At 34.6% G+C, this 19,074-nt stretch carries 17 protein-coding genes and 2 riboswitches; of the genes, 16 read left to right on the top strand and 1 reads right to left on the bottom strand.

The genetic code is table 11. From position 1 onward, the window contains the following. Window positions 1-43 precede the first annotated feature (43 nt). Window positions 44-151: riboswitch (SAM riboswitch) on the top strand. 77 nt (window positions 152-228) lie between these two features. The 5 genes from JI750_RS02695 to JI750_RS02675 all read left to right on the top strand — a co-directional run bounded on the left by JI750_RS02695 (window position 229) and on the right by JI750_RS02675 (window position 6,168). After that, window positions 229-1,212 (top strand): alpha/beta fold hydrolase, encoded by a 984-nt coding sequence (locus JI750_RS02695; RefSeq protein ID WP_236672959.1) that lies wholly within the window; start codon window positions 229-231, stop codon window positions 1,210-1,212. A 1-nt stretch (window position 1,213) separates the two neighbouring features. Continuing rightward, a complete protein-coding gene (gene thrA, locus JI750_RS02690) occupies window positions 1,214-3,628 on the top strand; it encodes a bifunctional aspartate kinase/homoserine dehydrogenase I (RefSeq protein ID WP_201998806.1) in 2,415 nt (804 codons plus the stop codon). A gap of 72 nt (window positions 3,629-3,700) precedes the next feature. Beyond that, window positions 3,701-4,126 (top strand): OsmC family protein, encoded by a 426-nt coding sequence (locus JI750_RS02685; RefSeq protein ID WP_201998804.1) that lies wholly within the window; start codon window positions 3,701-3,703, stop codon window positions 4,124-4,126. Between the two features lie 183 nt (window positions 4,127-4,309). After that, window positions 4,310-5,482 (top strand): trans-sulfuration enzyme family protein, encoded by a 1,173-nt coding sequence (locus JI750_RS02680; protein ID WP_177211087.1) that lies wholly within the window; start codon window positions 4,310-4,312, stop codon window positions 5,480-5,482. A gap of 275 nt (window positions 5,483-5,757) precedes the next feature. Further along, entirely contained in the window at window positions 5,758-6,168 is a 411-nt protein-coding gene (locus JI750_RS02675) for an RrF2 family transcriptional regulator (RefSeq protein ID WP_008466594.1), read from the top strand. A gap of 80 nt (window positions 6,169-6,248) precedes the next feature. On the opposite strand, the gene JI750_RS02670 is transcribed toward JI750_RS02675, so the two are convergent. Then, window positions 6,249-7,031, bottom strand: a complete 783-nt coding sequence (locus JI750_RS02670) for a sulfite exporter TauE/SafE family protein (RefSeq protein WP_201998802.1) — start codon at window positions 7,029-7,031, stop codon at window positions 6,249-6,251. 312 nt (window positions 7,032-7,343) lie between these two features. Between JI750_RS02670 and JI750_RS02665 the strand changes: the two genes are divergently transcribed. From JI750_RS02665 to JI750_RS02615, 11 genes are all read left to right on the top strand, one after another. Beyond that, window positions 7,344-8,246, top strand: coding sequence for a TSUP family transporter (locus JI750_RS02665; protein ID WP_201998800.1), 903 nt, complete (start codon window positions 7,344-7,346; stop codon window positions 8,244-8,246). Window positions 8,247-8,272: 26 nt separating this feature from the next. After that, the gene (locus tag JI750_RS02660) at window positions 8,273-8,983 is read left to right on the top strand and encodes a phosphoadenylyl-sulfate reductase (protein ID WP_201998798.1); all 711 of its coding nucleotides are present in this window, start codon (window positions 8,273-8,275) and stop codon (window positions 8,981-8,983) included. 145 nt (window positions 8,984-9,128) lie between these two features. After that, window positions 9,129-10,028 carry a sulfate adenylyltransferase subunit CysD gene (cysD, locus tag JI750_RS02655; RefSeq protein ID WP_008466601.1) on the top strand — a complete coding sequence of 300 codons (900 nt, stop codon included), beginning with the start codon at window positions 9,129-9,131 and terminating at the stop codon, window positions 10,026-10,028. Window positions 10,029-10,149: 121 nt separating this feature from the next. Continuing rightward, window positions 10,150-11,394 (top strand): sulfate adenylyltransferase subunit 1, encoded by a 1,245-nt coding sequence (locus JI750_RS02650; RefSeq protein WP_201998796.1) that lies wholly within the window; start codon window positions 10,150-10,152, stop codon window positions 11,392-11,394. A 105-nt stretch (window positions 11,395-11,499) separates the two neighbouring features. Continuing rightward, entirely contained in the window at window positions 11,500-13,590 is a 2,091-nt protein-coding gene (locus JI750_RS02645; protein ID WP_201998794.1) for a ferredoxin-like domain-containing protein, read from the top strand. Next, window positions 13,583-14,356: a uroporphyrinogen-III C-methyltransferase gene (gene cobA / locus JI750_RS02640; protein ID WP_201998792.1), complete on the top strand. Its 774-nt coding sequence runs from the start codon at window positions 13,583-13,585 to the stop codon at window positions 14,354-14,356. Before JI750_RS02645 ends, cobA begins: the two co-directional genes overlap by 8 nt. Before the next feature lie 218 nt (window positions 14,357-14,574). Next, complete coding sequence (locus JI750_RS02635) at window positions 14,575-15,156, top strand: precorrin-2 dehydrogenase/sirohydrochlorin ferrochelatase family protein (protein WP_201998790.1); 582 nt, start codon at window positions 14,575-14,577, stop codon at window positions 15,154-15,156. A gap of 97 nt (window positions 15,157-15,253) precedes the next feature. Next, a complete protein-coding gene (locus tag JI750_RS02630; protein ID WP_201998789.1) occupies window positions 15,254-16,306 on the top strand; it encodes an NAD(P)/FAD-dependent oxidoreductase in 1,053 nt (350 codons plus the stop codon). Between the two features lie 139 nt (window positions 16,307-16,445). Then, the gene (locus JI750_RS02625) at window positions 16,446-16,808 is read left to right on the top strand and encodes an RNA methyltransferase (protein WP_201998788.1); all 363 of its coding nucleotides are present in this window, start codon (window positions 16,446-16,448) and stop codon (window positions 16,806-16,808) included. A 159-nt stretch (window positions 16,809-16,967) separates the two neighbouring features. Continuing rightward, window positions 16,968-17,084, top strand: a riboswitch (SAM riboswitch). A gap of 330 nt (window positions 17,085-17,414) precedes the next feature. Next, window positions 17,415-18,419 carry a homocysteine S-methyltransferase family protein gene (locus JI750_RS02620; protein ID WP_201998787.1) on the top strand — a complete coding sequence of 335 codons (1,005 nt, stop codon included), beginning with the start codon at window positions 17,415-17,417 and terminating at the stop codon, window positions 18,417-18,419. 18 nt (window positions 18,420-18,437) lie between these two features. Beyond that, window positions 18,438-18,965 carry a hypothetical protein gene (locus JI750_RS02615; RefSeq protein WP_201998786.1) on the top strand — a complete coding sequence of 176 codons (528 nt, stop codon included), beginning with the start codon at window positions 18,438-18,440 and terminating at the stop codon, window positions 18,963-18,965. Window positions 18,966-19,074 lie beyond the last annotated feature (109 nt).

Raw genomic sequence — 19,074 nt, 5'->3', positions numbered from 1 at the left:
ATAGTAGTTAATTTGCACTCGTTAAGTTCAAACAAATATTGAAATGTTATAAAGAAAGGACGAGGGATTAGACCCGATGAAGCCTTAGCAACCCTTCGGTAAAACGAAGAAGGTGCTACATTCTACCACGCCAAACGTGGAAAGATAACAACAAGATTTTTTCTAGTTAAACCTAGTTTTTCTTTCTAATATTTCCATATACAAGTCAATAATACAATAGATTTGAAATTGGAAAATATACCAAATCCCATTATAATTCAAGATTTCATCACAGAAAGTGGTGCAACTTATCATTCTATACCATTAAGTTTTACGCTTGCAGGACAGCCTTTGCACAGCGCCCCTATTGTTTTGGTTAATCATGCTTTAACTGGAAATTCGCAGGTGACTGGCGAAAACGGCTGGTGGAATGACTTAATTGGCGAAGGTAAAACCATTGATACTGCTGTTTATACCGTTTTAGCCTTCGATATTCCTGGAAACGGAAGCAACTCTTTCTTAATCGATAACTATTTAGATTTTACAGCAAGAGACATTGCAAGAATCTTTATTGAAGGAATTAAAGCCTTACAAATTGAAAAGCTTTTTGCTGTTATTGGAGGTTCTGTCGGAGGCGGAATTGCGTGGGAAATCTTGGCATTAGCACCAAACATTACAGAAAACCTTATTCCGATTGCAAGCGATTGGAAATCGACGGATTGGCTTATTGCAAATTGCTTTTTACAAGAGCAAATTCTCAATAATTCTTCGAAACCAATCGAAGATGCTAGAATTCATGCCATGCTTTGTTACCGTTCGCCAGAATCATTCAAAGAGAAATTCCAGCGTACGATCAATCAAGATCTTTTGATTTTTAATATCGAAAGCTGGCTGGCACATCACGGGAAAAAATTGCAGAAAAGATTTCAGTTGTCTTCTTATAAATTAATGAATCAGTTGCTTAAAACAATTGATATTACTAGAAATAGTGAAAGTTTTGAAAACTTAATGGCTAAAACAAAAGCTTCAATTCATATTGTCGGAATCAATTCAGATTTGTTTTTTACAGCAAAAGAAAATGTAGAAACCTACGAAGAATTGAAGAAGTTTAAAGACAATGTTTTCTATAGCGAAATTGATTCGGTTCACGGACATGACGCTTTTTTAATCGAGTACAAACAATTAGATCATTTACTTGCCGACATTTTTAAGGCAGAAACAATAAAGAAATAAAATGAAAGTATTAAAATTTGGAGGTAAATCGTTAGCAAACGGAGAAGGACTTAACAAAGTTGTTTCAATCATTTCAGATAAAGTAAATCAAGGTGAAAAAATTGCCGTTGTAGTTTCTGCACGAGGAAATGCTACAGACGAATTGGAATTTATCTTAAGCATTGCTGCTAAAAACGGCAGTTACAAAGAATTATTAGAGAATTTTAAAAAATATCAAATATCAGATTACCCACAAGTTGATTTGTCTGAAGAGTTTAATGTCTTAGACAAACTTTTTGAAGGTGTAAGCTTAATTGGTGATTACAGCAAAAAAATCAAAGATCAGATTTTGTCAAAAGGAGAATTGCTTTCGGCTAAATTATTGACGGCTATTTTATTGGAAAAAGGAATTCCTGCCAATTTTGTAGATACGAGAGATTTGTTGAAAACCGATTCAAAATTTGGCGATGCACAGCCATTAGAACAGCTTTCAAAGAAAAACGTAGTAAATTATTTTAAAGAACATAACGGAGAAACGGTTAATATAGTTACAGGTTTCATTGGATCTAATAACAACAACGACACAACTACTTTAGGTAGAAATGGCAGTAACTATACCGCTTCGTTAATCGCAAATTACTTAAATGCAGAAGAATTACAAAACTTCACGCACGTAGACGGAATCTACACAGCAAACCCAGATTTGGTTGCAGATGCTAAAAAAATCGAATATTTATCGTTTAATGAAGCAAATGAGCTTGCAAATTTTGGAGCTACAATTCTTCATGCTAAGACAATTATTCCTTTGTTAGAAAAGAATATTCCTTTACGTATTTTAAATACTTTCAACCACGAAAACCGCGGAACTTTAATTACATCTGATTCTTCTAAAGAAGGAATTAAAACGCTTTCTGTTTTAGAAAATGTTTCTCTTGTAAATCTTGAAGGACGCGGATTACTTGGAAAAGCAGGAGTTGATGCTCGAATTTTTAAAGTAATGGGAGATCACAATATTAGTGTGAGTATCATTTCTCAAGGTTCTTCAGAAAGAGGAATTGGTCTTGTTGTAGCAACTGATAAAGCAACTCTTGCAATGGTTGAATTAGAGAAAGAATTTGAAAATGATTTTTATTCTAAAGACGTAAATCAGATTACGGTTACAGACAATGTATCTGTAATTTCGATTATCGGACAGGATTTGAGCACTTTCCATAAACCATATACTGCTTTAATCAAAAATAAAATTGTTCCGATTTTGTTTAACAACACTGTAACAGGTAAAAACGTGAGTTTGGTTGTTAAAAAAGAGGAATTAAACAAAGCGCTTAACGTAATTCACGGAGAAATTTTTGGAGTTTCGAAGAAAATCAATATTGCGATTTTTGGTCACGGATTAGTTGGTGGAACTTTAATCAATCAGATTTTAGAATCGGCTGCAGCAATTGAGAAGCGTAAAGACATTAAACTGAATGTTTTCGCTATAGCGAATTCTAAAAAATTGCTTTTGAACAAATATGGAGTTACAAATGACTGGAAAAACGATATTCAGACAAAAGGAGAAACTTACACGATTAAAGATATTATTGCTTACGCAAACGAACACCATTTAGAAAACTTAATTGCAATTGATAATACTGCAAGTGCGACTTTCGTTGAGAATTATATTCCGCTTGTAGAAAGCAGTTTTGATTTGATTTCTTCTAACAAAGTGGCCAATACATTGACTTATGGTTTCTATAAAGAATTGAGAAAAGCTTTGGCAGAAAACCAAAAGAACTATTTATACGAAACCAATGTTGGTGCAGGTTTACCGTTAATTGATACCATTAAATTATTGCATCTTTCAGGAGAAAATATCACTAAAATTAAAGGAGTTTTCTCTGGAACATTGAGTTATTTATTTAATAATTTCTCTGCGAAAGATGCGCCGTTCAGCGAAATCTTGCAAGAAGCGATTGATAATGGATATACAGAACCAGATCCACGTGAAGATTTATGTGGAAATGACGTTGGCAGAAAATTATTAATTTTAGCTAGAGAATTAGATTTACAAAATGAGTTTGAAGAGATTTCAATTCAAAACCTAATTCCAGAGCACTTACGTGAAGGAAGCGCTGTCGATTTCTTGACGAAATTAAAAGAATTCGACCCAATTTATGCTAAAATAAAAGCTGAGCAACAGCCAAATCACGTATTGAGATATATTGGTGAATTGTCTGGAGATTTGCAGAATGATAAAGGAAATTTAGAAGTTAAATTAGTTTCAGTGCCAAAAGATACTGCATTAGGTGGATTAAAAGGTTCTGATTCTTTCTTCGAAATTTATACAGAATCTTACGGAGATCGTCCAATCGTTATTCAGGGAGCTGGTGCAGGTTCTGCGGTAACGGCAAGAGGAGTTTTTGGAGATATTTTGAGATTATCTGACAAAGGGTAATTGATTTTAGATTGCAGATTTTAGACTGTAGATTTTAGATTTGAATTAAAAAACAAAAAAAATAACAACACAATGAAAGTAACTTTAAACAGAGTAAATGACGCATTTCATTTTAAAGTAAAAAATGAACGCGGACACGTAGTTGACGTTGATAGCAGAGCCGAATTTGGCGGAAGTGATTTAGGTGCAAGTCCAATGGAATTAGTATTAATGGGAGTTGCAGGATGCAGCGCTATTGATATGATTTCAATTTTAAAGAAACAGCGTCAGGAAATCACTTCTTTCAATGCTGAGGTTGAAGGAACTAGAGTTCAAATAGAAGAAGCAAAACCTTTCAAGGAAATCGATGTGGTTTTTTATTTAGAAGGAGAAATCAATCCTGATAAAGCAAAAAAAGCAGCACAGCTTTCTTTTGAGAAATATTGTTCAGTTGCCAAAACAGTTGAGCCAACAGCGACAATTAGATACAAAGTTGTCTTGAACAACGAAGCTTTATAAATTAGATAATTAATCAATTAGATAATTAATCAATTAGATAATTAGAAAATGCTCAGATTGCGCATAAATAATTGACTTGTTTTTGGTTTAGATTTCAGTTTTTAAAACTTGAAACCTGAGACTTGACACGAGGCTGGAAGCCGAACTGGCGAAGCAAACAAAAAAACAAAAAAACAACACACAATGAATACAGAAGAATTTGGTTTTGAAACACAAGCCATCAGAACACAATTAGAAAGATCTCAATATTTAGAACATTCGGTGCCTTTGTACCTTTCATCAAGCTTCGTTTTTGAAGATGCTGAAGATATGAGAGCTTCTTTCACAGAAGAAAAAGAAAGAAATATTTACAGCCGTTTCAGCAATCCAAACACTTCGGAGTTTGTAGACAAGATCTGCAAAATGGAAGGTGCCGATTCAGGTTATGCTTTCGCAACAGGAATGGCAGCAGTATATTCTACTTTTGCTGCGTTATTGAATTCTGGAGATCATATTGTTTCTGCGAGCAGTGTTTTTGGTTCGACTCACGCCTTGTTTATGACTTATTTTCCGAAATGGAATATCGAAACTTCTTATTTCGAAATCAATAAACCAGAAACAATCGAAAGTTTCATTAAACCAAACACAAAAATTTTATACGCCGAATCTCCAACAAACCCTGGAGTTGATGTAATTGACTTAGAATTGTTAGGGAATATTGCTAAAAAGCACAACTTGATTTTAATAATTGACAACTGTTTTGCAACGCCTTATTTACAGCAACCAATTAAATTTGGAGCGCATTTGGTAATCCATTCAGCAACTAAATTAATTGATGGACAAGGTCGTGTTTTAGGTGGAGTAACAGTTGGAGATGCAGAATTAATCAGACAGATTTATTTGTTTTCTAGAAACACAGGTCCAGCTTTATCGCCGTTTAACGCTTGGGTTCTTTCAAAAAGTTTAGAAACTTTAGCGGTTCGTGTAGACAGACATTGCGAAAATGCTTTAAAAGTAGCTGAGTTTTTAGAAAGTCATCCGAATGTAAACAGCGTAAAATATCCGTTCTTGAAATCGCATCCACAGTATGAAATTGCTAAAAAGCAAATGAAAGCAGGTGGAAACATTATTGCATTTGAAATTAAAGGTGGTATCGAAGCAGGAAGAAAATTCTTGAACTCAATTCAACTTTGCTCATTATCTGCTAATATTGGAGATACAAGAACAATTGTTACGCATCCGGCTTCAACAACACACAGTAAATTATCTGAAGAAGATCAATTAGCAGTTGGAATCACGCAAGGTTTAGTTCGTGTTTCTGTTGGTTTGGAAACGGTTGAAGATGTAATTGCAGATTTGAAACAAGCACTTTCTTAATTTTAGATTTTAGACTTAAGATTTTAGATTTTCAATTTCTAATATATAAAGACGATTTTTGATAGTACGTTTTGCTATTGAAAATCGTCTTTTTTTTGGTTTATATAAAAAGCCTATTTTTGTGTGTTTGAAATGAGCCAAAGGAAGTAATTTGATAGATTTAGTAGAATTTAACTTTATTCTTTGTGATAGTTCGAACAAAAAGCATATTTTTGTTGTTTAATAATTTACAGCAATCAGTTAACTCTTGAAAAGCTGAAATCTAAAACATAAAGATGCTTTCAAAAAAGACAAAATACGGAATCAAAGCTTTGACTTATTTAGCAAGACGCGAAAATAACGAACCAGTTCAGATTGCCGAAATTGCGAAAAGCGAACATATTTCGATAAAATTTTTAGAAAGTATTTTACTGCTGTTAAGAAACTCGGGTTTTCTTGGTGCAAAAAAAGGAAAAGGTGGCGGTTATTATTTAATCAAAGATCCAAAAGATATTAGTATGGCTAAAGTATATCGAATTCTTGAAGGACCTATTGCCTTATTGCCTTGTGCAAGTCATAATTTCTACGAAAGATGTGATGATTGCGACGATGAATCAACCTGTGCAGCAAGACGTTTAATGACAGAGGTTAGAGATAATACACTTAAAATATTAGAAAGTAATTCTTTGGCAGATATTGCTTTTTAGAAATGCTTTAAACCAAATAAAAAAGACCAATTCATTATTTTTGAATTGGTCTTTCTGTTTATATATGTTTTGTTTGAATGCTAAAATATCAATTTATATCCAGCAAGGAAAAGCATTACTGCAATAGCATTTCTAAGAAGCTGATCCGGCACTTTTCCGCTTAACATGCTTCCCATGTAGATTCCTGGAAGCGATCCCATTAGTAATTGGCCTAATAATCCTAAATCTAAATTTCCCATAGAAGCATGACCGATTCCAGCAACTAAAGTCAAAGGGACAGCATGTGCAATTTCAGTTCCAACCAAACGAGGTGTTGGCAGTAATGGGTATAGAAAAAATAAAGTTACAGTTCCTAATGCTCCAGCTCCAATAGATGTCAAAGTTACTGTTGCGCCGAGCAATATACCGATCCCAATGGTTAAAGCATTTTGAGTAGTGCTTTCGCTATGAAATTTATCGCCGGCGTGTTTCTGTGAAAACTTCATTAATTTCTGTTTGAAGATAATAGCGACAGAAGTAAATAATAATGCCCAGCCTAAGCTTTGTTTGATAACACGATTTATAGTTTCGATATCTGTTTTAATACTGTGAAGTATCCATAAAGTTATCAAAGCGGCAGGAACACTTCCTAAAGTAAGCCAACCTGTAATTTTCCAGTTGATATTGCCTTTTTTGTTATGTACAAAAATTCCTCCGGCTTTAGTAAATGCGGCATAAAGTAAATCGGTTCCAACTGCTGTTGTAGGCGGAATATTAAAGTATAATAAAATAGGCGTCATCAAAGAACCGCCTCCTACACCAGTTAATCCAACAATAAACCCAACTACTAAACCCGCAATGACAAGACCAATCTGAAAATCCATAAAAAAAATTTGGCGCTAAAATAGTAACATTTTTACAATTATCCTATAGATTTGGTAGAGATTAAATGTGTATTTTTACAAATCACAAAATTAGGGTGTGCTGTTAAGATTTTAAGGAGCAGTACATAATTTGTTAAATTAATTTACTAATCGTTCTTTAAAATATCTTCTATATTGGTTTAGAGCAGAATAGCTGTTGTAAAAAAGTAAATATATTGTTTTGATATTTCGAAATATGTAGTACATTTGCAAAGTAATCTACTAAGCCGATAGGGTAATAGATTTTTAAGAACAAAAACAAATTCTTAAAACATGGAAAATGAACTTAAGTTAAACAACACAGCGGTAAAGTCTAATGCTTTATCAAAGGAAAATTTATGGGTTGTGATACCTGTAGTTTTGTTGTTAGGTTTGGTAGCTACACTAATATATAATCATCACGCTGAATTTTCTTGGGATGGTTTAATACAAGGTTTTGATGAAAATCTTTTAGCATTCTTTTTAATTGGCGTTTTTGCTCAATTAGTAGATGGTGCTTTAGGGATGGGGTACGGAGCCACTTCAACGTCTTTTTTATTAGCCTATGGAGTTCCGCCAGTTGTGAGCAGTACAGCAGTTCACGTTTCAGAAATGTTTACAACGGGGGCGTCGGCACTGTCTCATCATCGTTTTGGGAACATCAATAAAAAATTGGTAAAGCATTTATTGATTCCAGGCGTTTTAGGTTCTATAACTGGTGCTTATTTATTGTCTGATGTAATTGACGGTGATGTTATTAAGCCTTTTATTGCAGTTTACATGATTGTTTTGGCTGCGATTATCATCAAAAAAGCATTGAAGAAAAATGTTGAAAAAAAGAAAACTAAAAAATTGGGTGTTTTAGCTGTATTTGGAGGTTTTATGGATTCAGTTGGTGGTGGAGGCTGGGGGCCAATCGTAACTTCAACATTATTAGGAAGAGGAAGAAATCCTAAATATACAATTGGTTCTGTTAACGCTGCTGAGTTTGCAATTTCATTTGCAAGCGGAATCACATTCATGCTTTTTGGAGGTATTCACGGCTGGCAGGTTATTATCGGATTAATTGCCGGAGGAGTTATTGCGGCACCAATTGCAGCATTTTTAGTAACAAGAATTAAAAGAAAACCAATGATGATTGCTGTTGGGATTCTAATTATAATATTGAGTTTAAAAACATTATCTAAATTATTGTAAAAGATAATTTTAGAAAGGAGAGATTTATGAGTGCGAGTATTGTACAAGAATTATTAGAAAAAACTGCAGCTCTTTCGCTTGACGAAACCTTAGTTTTTTTAGCAAAAGAATTTCCGGGAAAAGTAATTTTCTCAACTTCTTTTGGTCAGGAAGATCAGGTAATTACAGATTTCATTGCAAAAAGCAATACTGATATTACCGTTTTTACTTTAGATACAGGAAGATTATTTCAGGAAACGTATGATGTTTTTCACAAAACATTAAAAAAGTATAAAAGACCTATTGAAGTTTATTTTCCAGAAGCAGCTTCAGTAGAAAATCTTCTGAAAACAAAAGGGCCAAATAGCTTTTACGATTCAGTTGAAAACAGAAAAGAATGCTGTTTTATTCGAAAAGTAGTTCCGTTGAGAAAAGCTTTAGCAGGAAATTCAGTTTGGATTACGGGTTTAAGAGCGGAACAATCAGAAAACAGACAAGATTTAAACTTGTTTGAATACGACGGAAACTTCGAAATCATAAAATTCAATCCGTTATTAAAATGGACTTTAGAAGAAGTTGAAACGTATTTATCTGAAAACAATGTTCCTCAAAATGCTTTACACAAACAAGGTTTTGTAAGCATTGGCTGCGCGCCTTGTACCAGAGCAATTTTTCCAGGTGAAGACATCAGAGCTGGAAGATGGTGGTGGGAATCGAGCCATAAAGAGTGTGGGCTTCATAGTGCGAAAAAAGAGTAGATAAAGACTTTTTAGAGACAAGAAGAAAGAAGCAAGACTTCTGCAGAGAATAGAATATAGATTATAGAATAAAGAGTGGAGATTTTTAGATGATACAACTTGAAATCTAAAACTTGAAACTCACAAAATATCAAACAAAAAAACAATGAGTTCAGTATTAAAAACAAACGCTTTAGAGAGTGAAGCGATATACATTTTCAGAGAAGTAATTTCACAGTTTGACAAACCGGTTTTACTTTTCTCAGGAGGAAAAGATTCTATTACATTAGTGCGTTTGGCACAAAAAGCATTTTTCCCTGCTAAGATTCCGTTTCCTCTTTTGCACGTTGATACGGGACACAATTTTCCTGAAACGATTGCTTTCAGAGATAAATTGGTAGAAGAATTAGGTTTAGAGCTTATCGTTCGTAATGTTCAGGATGCTATTGATGAAGGAAAAGTAGTTGAAGAAACTGGAAAATACTCAAGTAGAAATAGTTTGCAAACAACAACACTTTTAGATGCAATTGAAGAATTTAAGTTTGATGCTTGTATTGGCGGAGCGCGTCGTGATGAAGAAAAAGCAAGAGCGAAAGAACGTATTTTCTCTGTTCGTGATGACTTCGGACAATGGGACGAAAAAAATCAGAGACCTGAGTTGTTTGATATATTAAATGGAAAAATTGAAAATGGACAAAACGTTCGTGTTTTCCCAATTTCAAACTGGACAGAATTAGATGTTTGGAGTTATATCGAGAAAGAAAAAATCGAGATTCCGTCAATCTATTTCTCACATAAAAGAAAAGTTTTTTTGAGAGACGGTTTAATCTGGTCGCATTCTCCTTTTGTGTACCAAGAAGAAGACGAACAAATCGAAGAAAGAATTGTTCGCTTCAGAACCGTTGGAGATATGAGCTGTACAGCAGCTGTTGAATCTTATGCAGCAACAATCGAAGAAGTAGTTGGAGAAATCAGATCATCAACAATTTCAGAAAGAGGAGCCAGAATTGATGACAAACGTTCTGAAGCTGCAATGGAAAAAAGAAAACAACAGGGGTACTTTTAATTTTTGGTAAGAAGTTAAAAGTTAGAAGTAAGAAGAATCAAAAAAACAAAAACATACAGATTTAAAAGTTTCGAGAGAACATGAAACCTGAAACTTTAAACCTGAAACAAAATATTACAGAATGGACGTTTTAAAAATAGCAACAGCAGGAAGTGTAGATGACGGAAAAAGTACTTTGATCGGGAGATTATTGTACGATACAAAATCGTTGACGACTGATAAAATAGAAGCAATCGAAAAAAGCAGTAAACAAAAAGGATACGATTATCTTGATTTTTCTTTGGCAACTGACGGATTGGTAGCAGAAAGAGAGCAAGGAATCACGATTGACGTTGCGCATATTTATTTTTCGACTGCAAAGAAAAGTTACATTATTGCCGATACTCCGGGTCACGTAGAATATACAAGAAACATGGTTACAGGAGCTTCGACTTCTCAGGTTTCTATCATTTTGATTGATGCCAGAAAAGGAGTTATCGAGCAAACATACCGTCACTTTTTCATTAATAACTTATTGAGAGTAAAAGAAGTAATCGTTGCCATCAATAAAATGGATTTGGTAGATTATTCAGAAGAAGTTTTCAATAAAATCAAAGCTGATTTTGAGGCTTTAAATGCAAAAAGTACTTTCAAAGAACAGAACGTAAGTTACATTCCATTAAGTGCTATCAACGGTGGAAATGTTGTGGACAAATCAGAGAATATGTCTTGGTACGAAGGACAAACTGTTTTAGAACATTTAGAAGGATTGCATTCTCATGATGTTTATGAAGCAGGAAAAGCGCGTTTCCCAGTTCAGACGGTTATTCGTCCAAAAACAGAAGAATACCACGATTTTAGAGGCTACGCAGGAAAATTATATGGAAACTCAATTAAAGTGGGAGATGCTGTAACAGTTCTTCCTTCTTTAACAGAATCAACAGTTACTAAAATTCACTTTTTCGATAAAACATTTGATGAAGCTACTGCAGGTTCTTCAATAACAATCGAATTAGAAAATGATATCAATGTAACAAGAGGCGATATGATTGTAAAATCAAGCGAGCTTCCAAAAATTGAAAAAGACATTACCACAACAGTTTGCTGGATGGACAGTAAAAAACTGGTTGCAGGAACTAAATATTTGGTACAACATAATACCAACAGAGTTTTAGCAAAAGTAGAAAGCATTAAAAATACTATTGCTACAGATTACTCAGGAACGACAGAAGCTTCACAATTGGCAATCAACGAAATTGGAGAAGTTACGATCAAATTAAGCAAACCGTTATATTTTGATTCATACAACGAAAACAAATCAAACGGAGCTTTTATCTTAATTGATACAGCAACAAACACAACAGCAGGAGTAGGATTTATTAGGTAAACCTGCTATAAGCTTTAAGCAATAAGCCTTAAGCTTAAATAAGGAAAGACACAAAGTTTAAAAAGCTTAGAGCCTAAAGCTTAAAGCCTAAAGCCAAAAAACAAAATGGAAAGTTTTAGAACAGAAATAGAAAATCCGGTAGTTCAGAAGGAGATTATCGAATTAGAAAAAAAGATTCACTTATTCCGTGGAGGAAAAATTGATGATGAGCGTTTTCGTAGCCTTCGTTTAGCGCGTGGAATCTACGGGCAGCGTCAGGAAGGCGTTCAGATGATTCGTATCAAATTGCCATATGGAAAAGTGACCAGCGAGCAATTGGTGCGTATCACACAAGTTTCAGACAAATATTCTACAGGACGTTTGCACATTACAACGCGTCAGGATATCCAAATTCACTACGTGAGTTTAGACAGAACTCCTGAGCTTTGGGCAGATTTAGCTAAAGACGATATCACACTTCGTGAAGCTTGTGGAAACACCGTTAGAAATATTACAGGAAGCGAATTGGCTGGAGTTGACGTAAACGAACCATTCGATGTTTCGCCTTATGCACACGGACTTTTTCAATATTTGTTAAGAAACCCAATTTGTCAGGAAATGGGACGTAAATTCAAAATTTCGTTCTCATCTTCTGATGAAGATACCGCTTTGAGTTATTTACACGATTTAGGATTTATTCCGAAAATTAAAGACGGGCAAAAAGGTTTCAAAATCATGTTTGGAGGAGGTTTAGGATCTCAGCCAGCACATGCGGAATTGCTTTCAGAATTCGTTCCAGTTAACGAAATTATTCCAACTGCAGAAGGAATCATCCGTATTTTTGATAGATACGGTGAACGTGCTAAAAGAATGAAAGCACGTATGAAATTCTTAATCAAAGAAATGGGGAAAGACGCTTTCCTTGATTTGGTTGAAAAAGAGAAAAAAGCCATCGCTTTTGAAACATACGAAATTGATACAACCGCTTTTGATGGTCCAATTCCAGAACCAGTATTAGAAGTTCCGCAAGTTACAATCGAAGATACAAAAGCGTATGAAGCTTGGAAAAAATCGAATGTAATAAAGCAGAAACAAGACGGTTATTATGCAATTGGAATCAAAGTTTTATTAGGAGATTTTTACACTGATAAAGCACGATTATTAGCCGCTTTAATTAAAAATTACGCAGCAAATGAATTACGTTTTTCATTGCGTCAAAATATTGTAATACGTCACGTAAAAGAAGAGAATTTACCATTCTTTTACCAAGAATTAGCCAAATTGGATTTTGTTCAGTTAGGATATAATTCAGTTGGAGATATTACGGCATGTCCGGGTACTGATACTTGCAACTTGGGGATTGCAAGTAGTACCGGTATTGCAGAAGAATTAGAAAGAGTTTTAAGTGCAGAATATCCTCAGTATTTAAACAACCGCGAAATCGAAATTAAAATTTCAGGCTGTATGAATGCGTGCGGACAACACAATATGTCTGCAATTGGATTCCAGGGAATGTCTATCAACTCAGGAAAACTGGTGGCTCCGGCTTTACAGGTTTTATTGGGTGGAGGAAGATTAGGAAATGGAGCAGGACGTTTTGCTGATAAAGTAATTAAAGTACCTAGTCGTAGAGGTCCTGATGCGTTGCGTACCATTTTAAATGATTTTGATGCTAACGGAAGCGGACAAAAATTCCTTGATTATTATGATACAAAAGGAGAAAAATATTTCTACGAAATCTTAAAACCTTACGCAGATGTAACCAATTTAACAGAAGCTGATTTTGTAGATTGGGGTAATGCAGACAATTACGTAAAAGCAGTTGGAGTTGGAGAATGTGCTGGAGTAGTGATCGATTTAGTAGCGACATTGTTGTTTGAAGCTAAAGAGAAATTGATTTTGGCTCAGGAATCTTTTGACGAGAAAAAATGGTCAGATGCTATTTACCACGCTTACGCCGGATTTGTAAATGGAGCAAAAGCATTGTTATTGTCAGAAAACCAAAAAACAAATCACCACGCAGGAATTGTAGATTTGTTCGATACTGTTTTCATCGAAACTAGTAAAATTGAATTGAATTCAACTTTTAAAGATTTGGTTTACCAGATTAATAAAAATGAACCATCTGAAGCTTTCGCTAAAGATTACATTGCACAAGCAACTGTTTTCTTTGATAAAATCGAAACTTTCAGAGCACAGGAATTAGCAAATGCATAATATAAAACCCAAAATAACTTTAGTCGGTGCAGGTCCGGGCGATCCCGATTTACTGACGCTGAAAGCTGTAAAAGCATTGGCTGAAGCAAATGTGGTTTTATACGACGCTTTAGCCAGTGAAGAAATTCTGGATTATGCGCCTAAAAATGCCATCCGAATTTTTGTTGGAAAAAGAATCGGAAATCATGCTTACACGCAGGATCAAATCAATCAGTTGATTGTGGATAATGCACTGACGTACGGAAACGTTGTAAGATTAAAAGGCGGAGATCCATTCATTTTCGGAAGAGGTGGAGAAGAAATTGATTTTGCAGAAAGTTTCGGAATTGAAACGATCGTAGTTCCAGGAATTTCATCAGTAGTTGCGGTTCCGGCAAGTCAGGGAATTTCGATTACAAAACGTGGAGTTTCAGAAAGCTTTTGGGCGATTACTGGAACAACATCAGATAGAAAATTATCTTCAGATGTAGCTTTGGCAGCACAATCATCAGCAACAGTTGTAATCTTGATGGGAATGCACAAATTGCCTCAAATCATCGATTTGTTTCAAAAAGAAGATAAAGGAAATTTACCTGTTGCAATCATCCAAAACGGAACAACTTCGGAAGAAAAAGTTGGAGTTGGAACAGTTGATTCGATTTTAGAAGTTGTAAAACAAAAAGAATTAGTTTCACCGGCAATCATTGTTCTAGGCGAAGTTGTCCGCGAAAGCAACAAACTAAAAGGATTTTACGAAGAATTTCTATCAAAAGAAATCGCAAGATAAAGTTCCGATGATAGCGTTCCGAAGGAACAATTCATATTGTAGCGTCGGGTTTCAACTCGATGTTGTCAAAGGGTATCATCCGGCAATAAAGTTCCGAAGGAACGATCCATATTGTAGCGCCCGATTTTAATCCGGGGACAACGATTAACATTGAAATATTAGATTTTCCTAATGTTCAATAAAATCATCTAATTTTGTTTAGATGAAATTAAATTAAAATGGAACAAAACGAATTATATCCAATATTTCTAAAGCTTCACAATCTAAATGTTCTGATTGTAGGCGGAGGAAATGTAGGTCTGGAAAAGCTTTCTTTCTTGCTTAAGTCAAGTCCGAATGCAAATGTTGAGGTAGTTGCACCGGATTTTCATTTAGAAATTAAGGTTTTAGCAGAAAAACATCCTTCAATTAAATTGACGGAAAAAAAGTTTAAAAAGAAAATGCTTAAAAAACGTCACATGGTAATTGCCTGTACAGACGATTTGAAAGTAAATAAAAAGGTTTACGATTTAGCAAGAAAACGTTATCTGATTTGTAATATCGCCGATACACCAGATTTATGCGATTATTATTTGGGCGGAATCGTAACAAAAGGGAATGTGAAAATTGCCATTTCAACAAATGGGAAATCGCCAACAACAGCAAAAAGACTAAGGGAGTTTTTTGAGGAAGTAATTCCGGAAGATATCAATCAAATGGTTGAGAACTTGAATGAATACCGAAAAACACTTAAAGGCAATTTTGAAGAAAAGGTAAAAAGAATGAATGAGATTACCTCTTCATTAAAAAATAGAGAGTAAAAAAGTTTCGGAAAGAAATTAATGATAAAAATCATTGAAAGTACAAGGATTTATTCGTTTCTTTGCGTTATTAAGAATGATTATAAACAACAACATAATGATTAAAACAGATATACTTATAATTGGAGCAGGCCCAACAGGTTTATTTGCCGTATTTGAGGCAGGATTGTTAAAATTAAAATGCCACATTTTAGATGCGCTTCCACAACCAGGAGGACAACTATCAGAGTTATATCCAAAAAAACCAATTTATGATATTCCTGGATTCCCAGAAGTATTAGCCGGAGATTTAGTTGACGGATTAATGGAGCAAATTAAACAATTTGAGCCAGGATTTACTTTAGGAGAACGTGCTGAAACAGTTGAAAAGCAAGAAGACGGAACATTCATTGTAACATCAAACAAAGGAACTAAATTCCACGCGCCGGTTATTGCAATCGCTGGAGGATTAGGAAGTTTCGAGCCTCGTAAACCACTTATCGAAGATATCGAGTTTTATGAAGATAAAGGAGTAAAATACTTCATCAAAAATCCTGAGAAATTTAGAGATAAAAGAGTTGTTATTGCAGGAGGAGGAGATTCAGCATTAGACTGGTCGATTTTCTTAGCAAACGTAGCTTCAGAAGTAACTTTAATTCACAGAAGAAACGAATTTAGAGGAGCTTTAGATTCTGTTGAAAAAGTACAGGAACTAAAATCAGCTGGAAAAATCAAATTAATCACTCCAGCAGAAGTAGTTGGAATCAACGGTGCTGAACACGTAGAATCATTAGATATCGAAGAAAACGGAGCACACCGTAAAATCGAATGTGACTATTTCATTCCGCTTTTCGGATTAACACCAAAATTAGGTCCAATTGGCGACTGGGGATTAGAAATCGAGAAAAATGCCATTAAAGTAAACAATGCATTAGATTACCAGACAAATATTCCAGGAATCTTCGCTATTGGAGACGTAAATACATACCCAGGAAAATTAAAGTTAATCCTTTGCGGATTCCACGAAGCAACTTTAATGTGCCAAGCTGCTTATTCAATCATCAACCCAGGTAAAAAATACGTATTGAAATATACAACGGTTTCTGGAGTAGATGGTTTCGACGGAACTCGTAAAGAAGCTCCAAAAGCAGTTGTGAAAGCGATTGTTTAATCTGGAGGTGCTGAGGTTCTAAGGGACTAAGACGCTAAGGTTTTTATATACAAAGCTCAAACTTTTAGTTTGGGCTTTTTTATTGAACAGAATTTTAAACTCAGTATCTTAGTAACTCAGAATCTTAGAATCTAAATATATGGCTTTCGACGAAGATAATGCGAAGAGAATTAGAACTTTTCTCCAGTATAAAGGCGCCGATTTTTTCGAAAAGAAAATGTTTGGTGGTATTGTTTTTATGGTAGATAACAAATTATGCTGTGGAACTCGTTTAGATAAAAAAGTTGGAGAAAATCTTTTGTTATGCAGAATAAATGATTCCGCTTATTTAAAGGCAATAGAAAGAGATGATGTGTTACCAATGCCTAATGCAGAAAAGCCAATGAAAAACTATGCTTTTATTACCGAAATTGGTTGGACAAGAAATCAGGATATGGAGTATTGGCTTCAACTTTGTTTAGATTTTAATCCTATTGCAAAAGCAAGTAAAAAGAAACAATGATAGTTTCAAGGATTTAGCAATATATTCTTAAACCAAATAAAACATAATTAGATTTCTAAACTTAGAATCTCAGTATCTTAGCCTCTCAGCAACTTCAAAAAAAACATTTGCAAATAGAAAGCCTATTTCATACCTTTGCACTGTTCTTAAAATTATTGTTCGTTATCACGAAAGGCGGAGGGATAGACCCGATGAAACCTTAGCAACCCTTTATCATAAAGAAGGTGCTAAATTCTACTTTATACGACATTTTCCAGTATTAAAGATAGATAACACAAATACATACAGTATTTCTCAAAACTTTTCCAGACAACATACAATATTTACCGAAGCAATTCAGTAGAAGGAGCGAATCATTGGCGCATTTTTGCAGTCAATAGTTCCCGCTTTTCGTTGCAATCTTTTGCTTTTCTAAAGAAAAAAGCAAAAGGATTTCCACTTCAATCGGGGCTAATGAGCCGGCAATAGTGCACTTTTGGAATTAATGTGAAAAAAATATAGAAGGTTAAACCCGACAGGTTTTCAAAACCTGTCGGGTTTAAATAGAACCTTCAAAAATTATAATTAAAAAAGCTTTGTGCCTTAGCGCCTTAGCGGCAAAAGAATATGGCAATTACAATTCAAGAAGCAATAAAAAAAAATATCCTAATCCTTGACGGAGCAATGGGAACAATGTTGCAACGCTATAATTTCTCAGAAGAAGATTTCAGAGGAGAGCGTTTCAAAGATTTTCCACATCCGTTAAAAGGAAACAACGATTTACTATCCCTAACACAACCACAAGCGATCCGCGATGTACATGCCGCTTATTACGAAGCAGGTGCTGACATTGTAGAAACCAATACCTTCTCAGGAACGACAATCGGTATGGCCGATTATCACATGGAAGATTTGGTTTATGAGTTAAACTACGAATCGGCAAAACTTGCACGCGAGGTTGCCGATGAGTTTACCGCAAAAAATCCAGAAAAACCACGTTTCGTAGCCGGTTCAATCGGACCGACAAACCGTACAGCAAGTATGTCGCCAGATGTAAACGATCCGGGTTACAGAGCCGTAACGTTCGACGATTTAAGAATCGCTTACAAACAGCAAGCAGAAGCTTTAATGGATGGTGGGTGTGATTTGCTTTTAGTAGAAACAATTTTTGATACTTTAAATGCAAAAGCAGCGCTTTTCGCCATCGAAGAAGTAAAAGAAGAACGTAATTTAGATATTCCAATAATGGTTTCAGGAACGATTACCGATGCTTCAGGAAGAACACTTTCAGGACAAACAGTTGAAGCGTTTTTGATTTCAGTTTCACATATTCCGTTATTAAGCGTAGGATTCAATTGCGCTCTTGGAGCCGATTTGTTGAAACCGTATTTAAAAACATTAGCACATAATACAAGTTTTAATGTTTCGGCACATCCAAACGCAGGATTGCCAAATGCATTCGGACAATATGATGAAACGCCAGAACAAACACAAGCCTTCATTAAAGAATATTTAGATGATAATTTAATTAATATCATTGGAGGCTGTTGCGGAACAACTCCAGATCATATTAGATTAATGGCTGAGGTTGCGAAAGATTATAAGCCTAGGGTGGCACCGATTATTGCGTAATTTTTTTTGAAATAATTAATGAAAATTAAACATCTAGTTTTATTAGTCTTTCTTTCAGCTTTACTTGCGAGATGTGCATCGTCAGCAACTATTGAAGGAATGACGGTTAAAGATTACAAAACCGAAAAAAAAGTTGGAGATAAAATTTTTATTAAATCTGTTACAGGTGGAAAAAAGACAAATCCACTATGGACATCTAAGATTTCTAATGAAAATTTTGAAGAAGCATTCAAAAAGTCTGTTATCGAATCTGAAGTATTTTCGAAAATAGATTCGATTGCAAATGATGAGAATTGGGTTCTTGAAATTAATTTGATTTCTGTTGATCAACCTTTTTTTGGTATGACCTTTACGGTCAAAACTACAATAGAATATAAATTGTATTATCAAAATAAATTGAGGTTTAGAAAGAATATTAAACAATCCGGAAGTGCTACTCTGTCAGATGCCATTTTAGGAGTAAAAAGGTTGCGATTAGCGAATGAAGTGTCGGCAAAAAATAATATAAATGAGTTACTTCGATCATTAAACGAAATTTCTCTATAGAAAGTAATAGTAAAAATTGAGATAAAAATATTGCGGTTTAACATTATAAAAATGCAACCTTACTCGCATGAGGGATAAAAGTGAAAAGCCCACAGCCTGACGAAGGAAG

The sequence above is a fragment of the Flavobacterium tagetis genome (assembly GCF_016735615.1).
GTDB classification, from domain to species: domain Bacteria; phylum Bacteroidota; class Bacteroidia; order Flavobacteriales; family Flavobacteriaceae; genus Flavobacterium; species Flavobacterium tagetis.
Note: the sequence above shows the minus strand (reverse complement) of the source record. Positions and strands in the feature narration are given on the sequence as shown.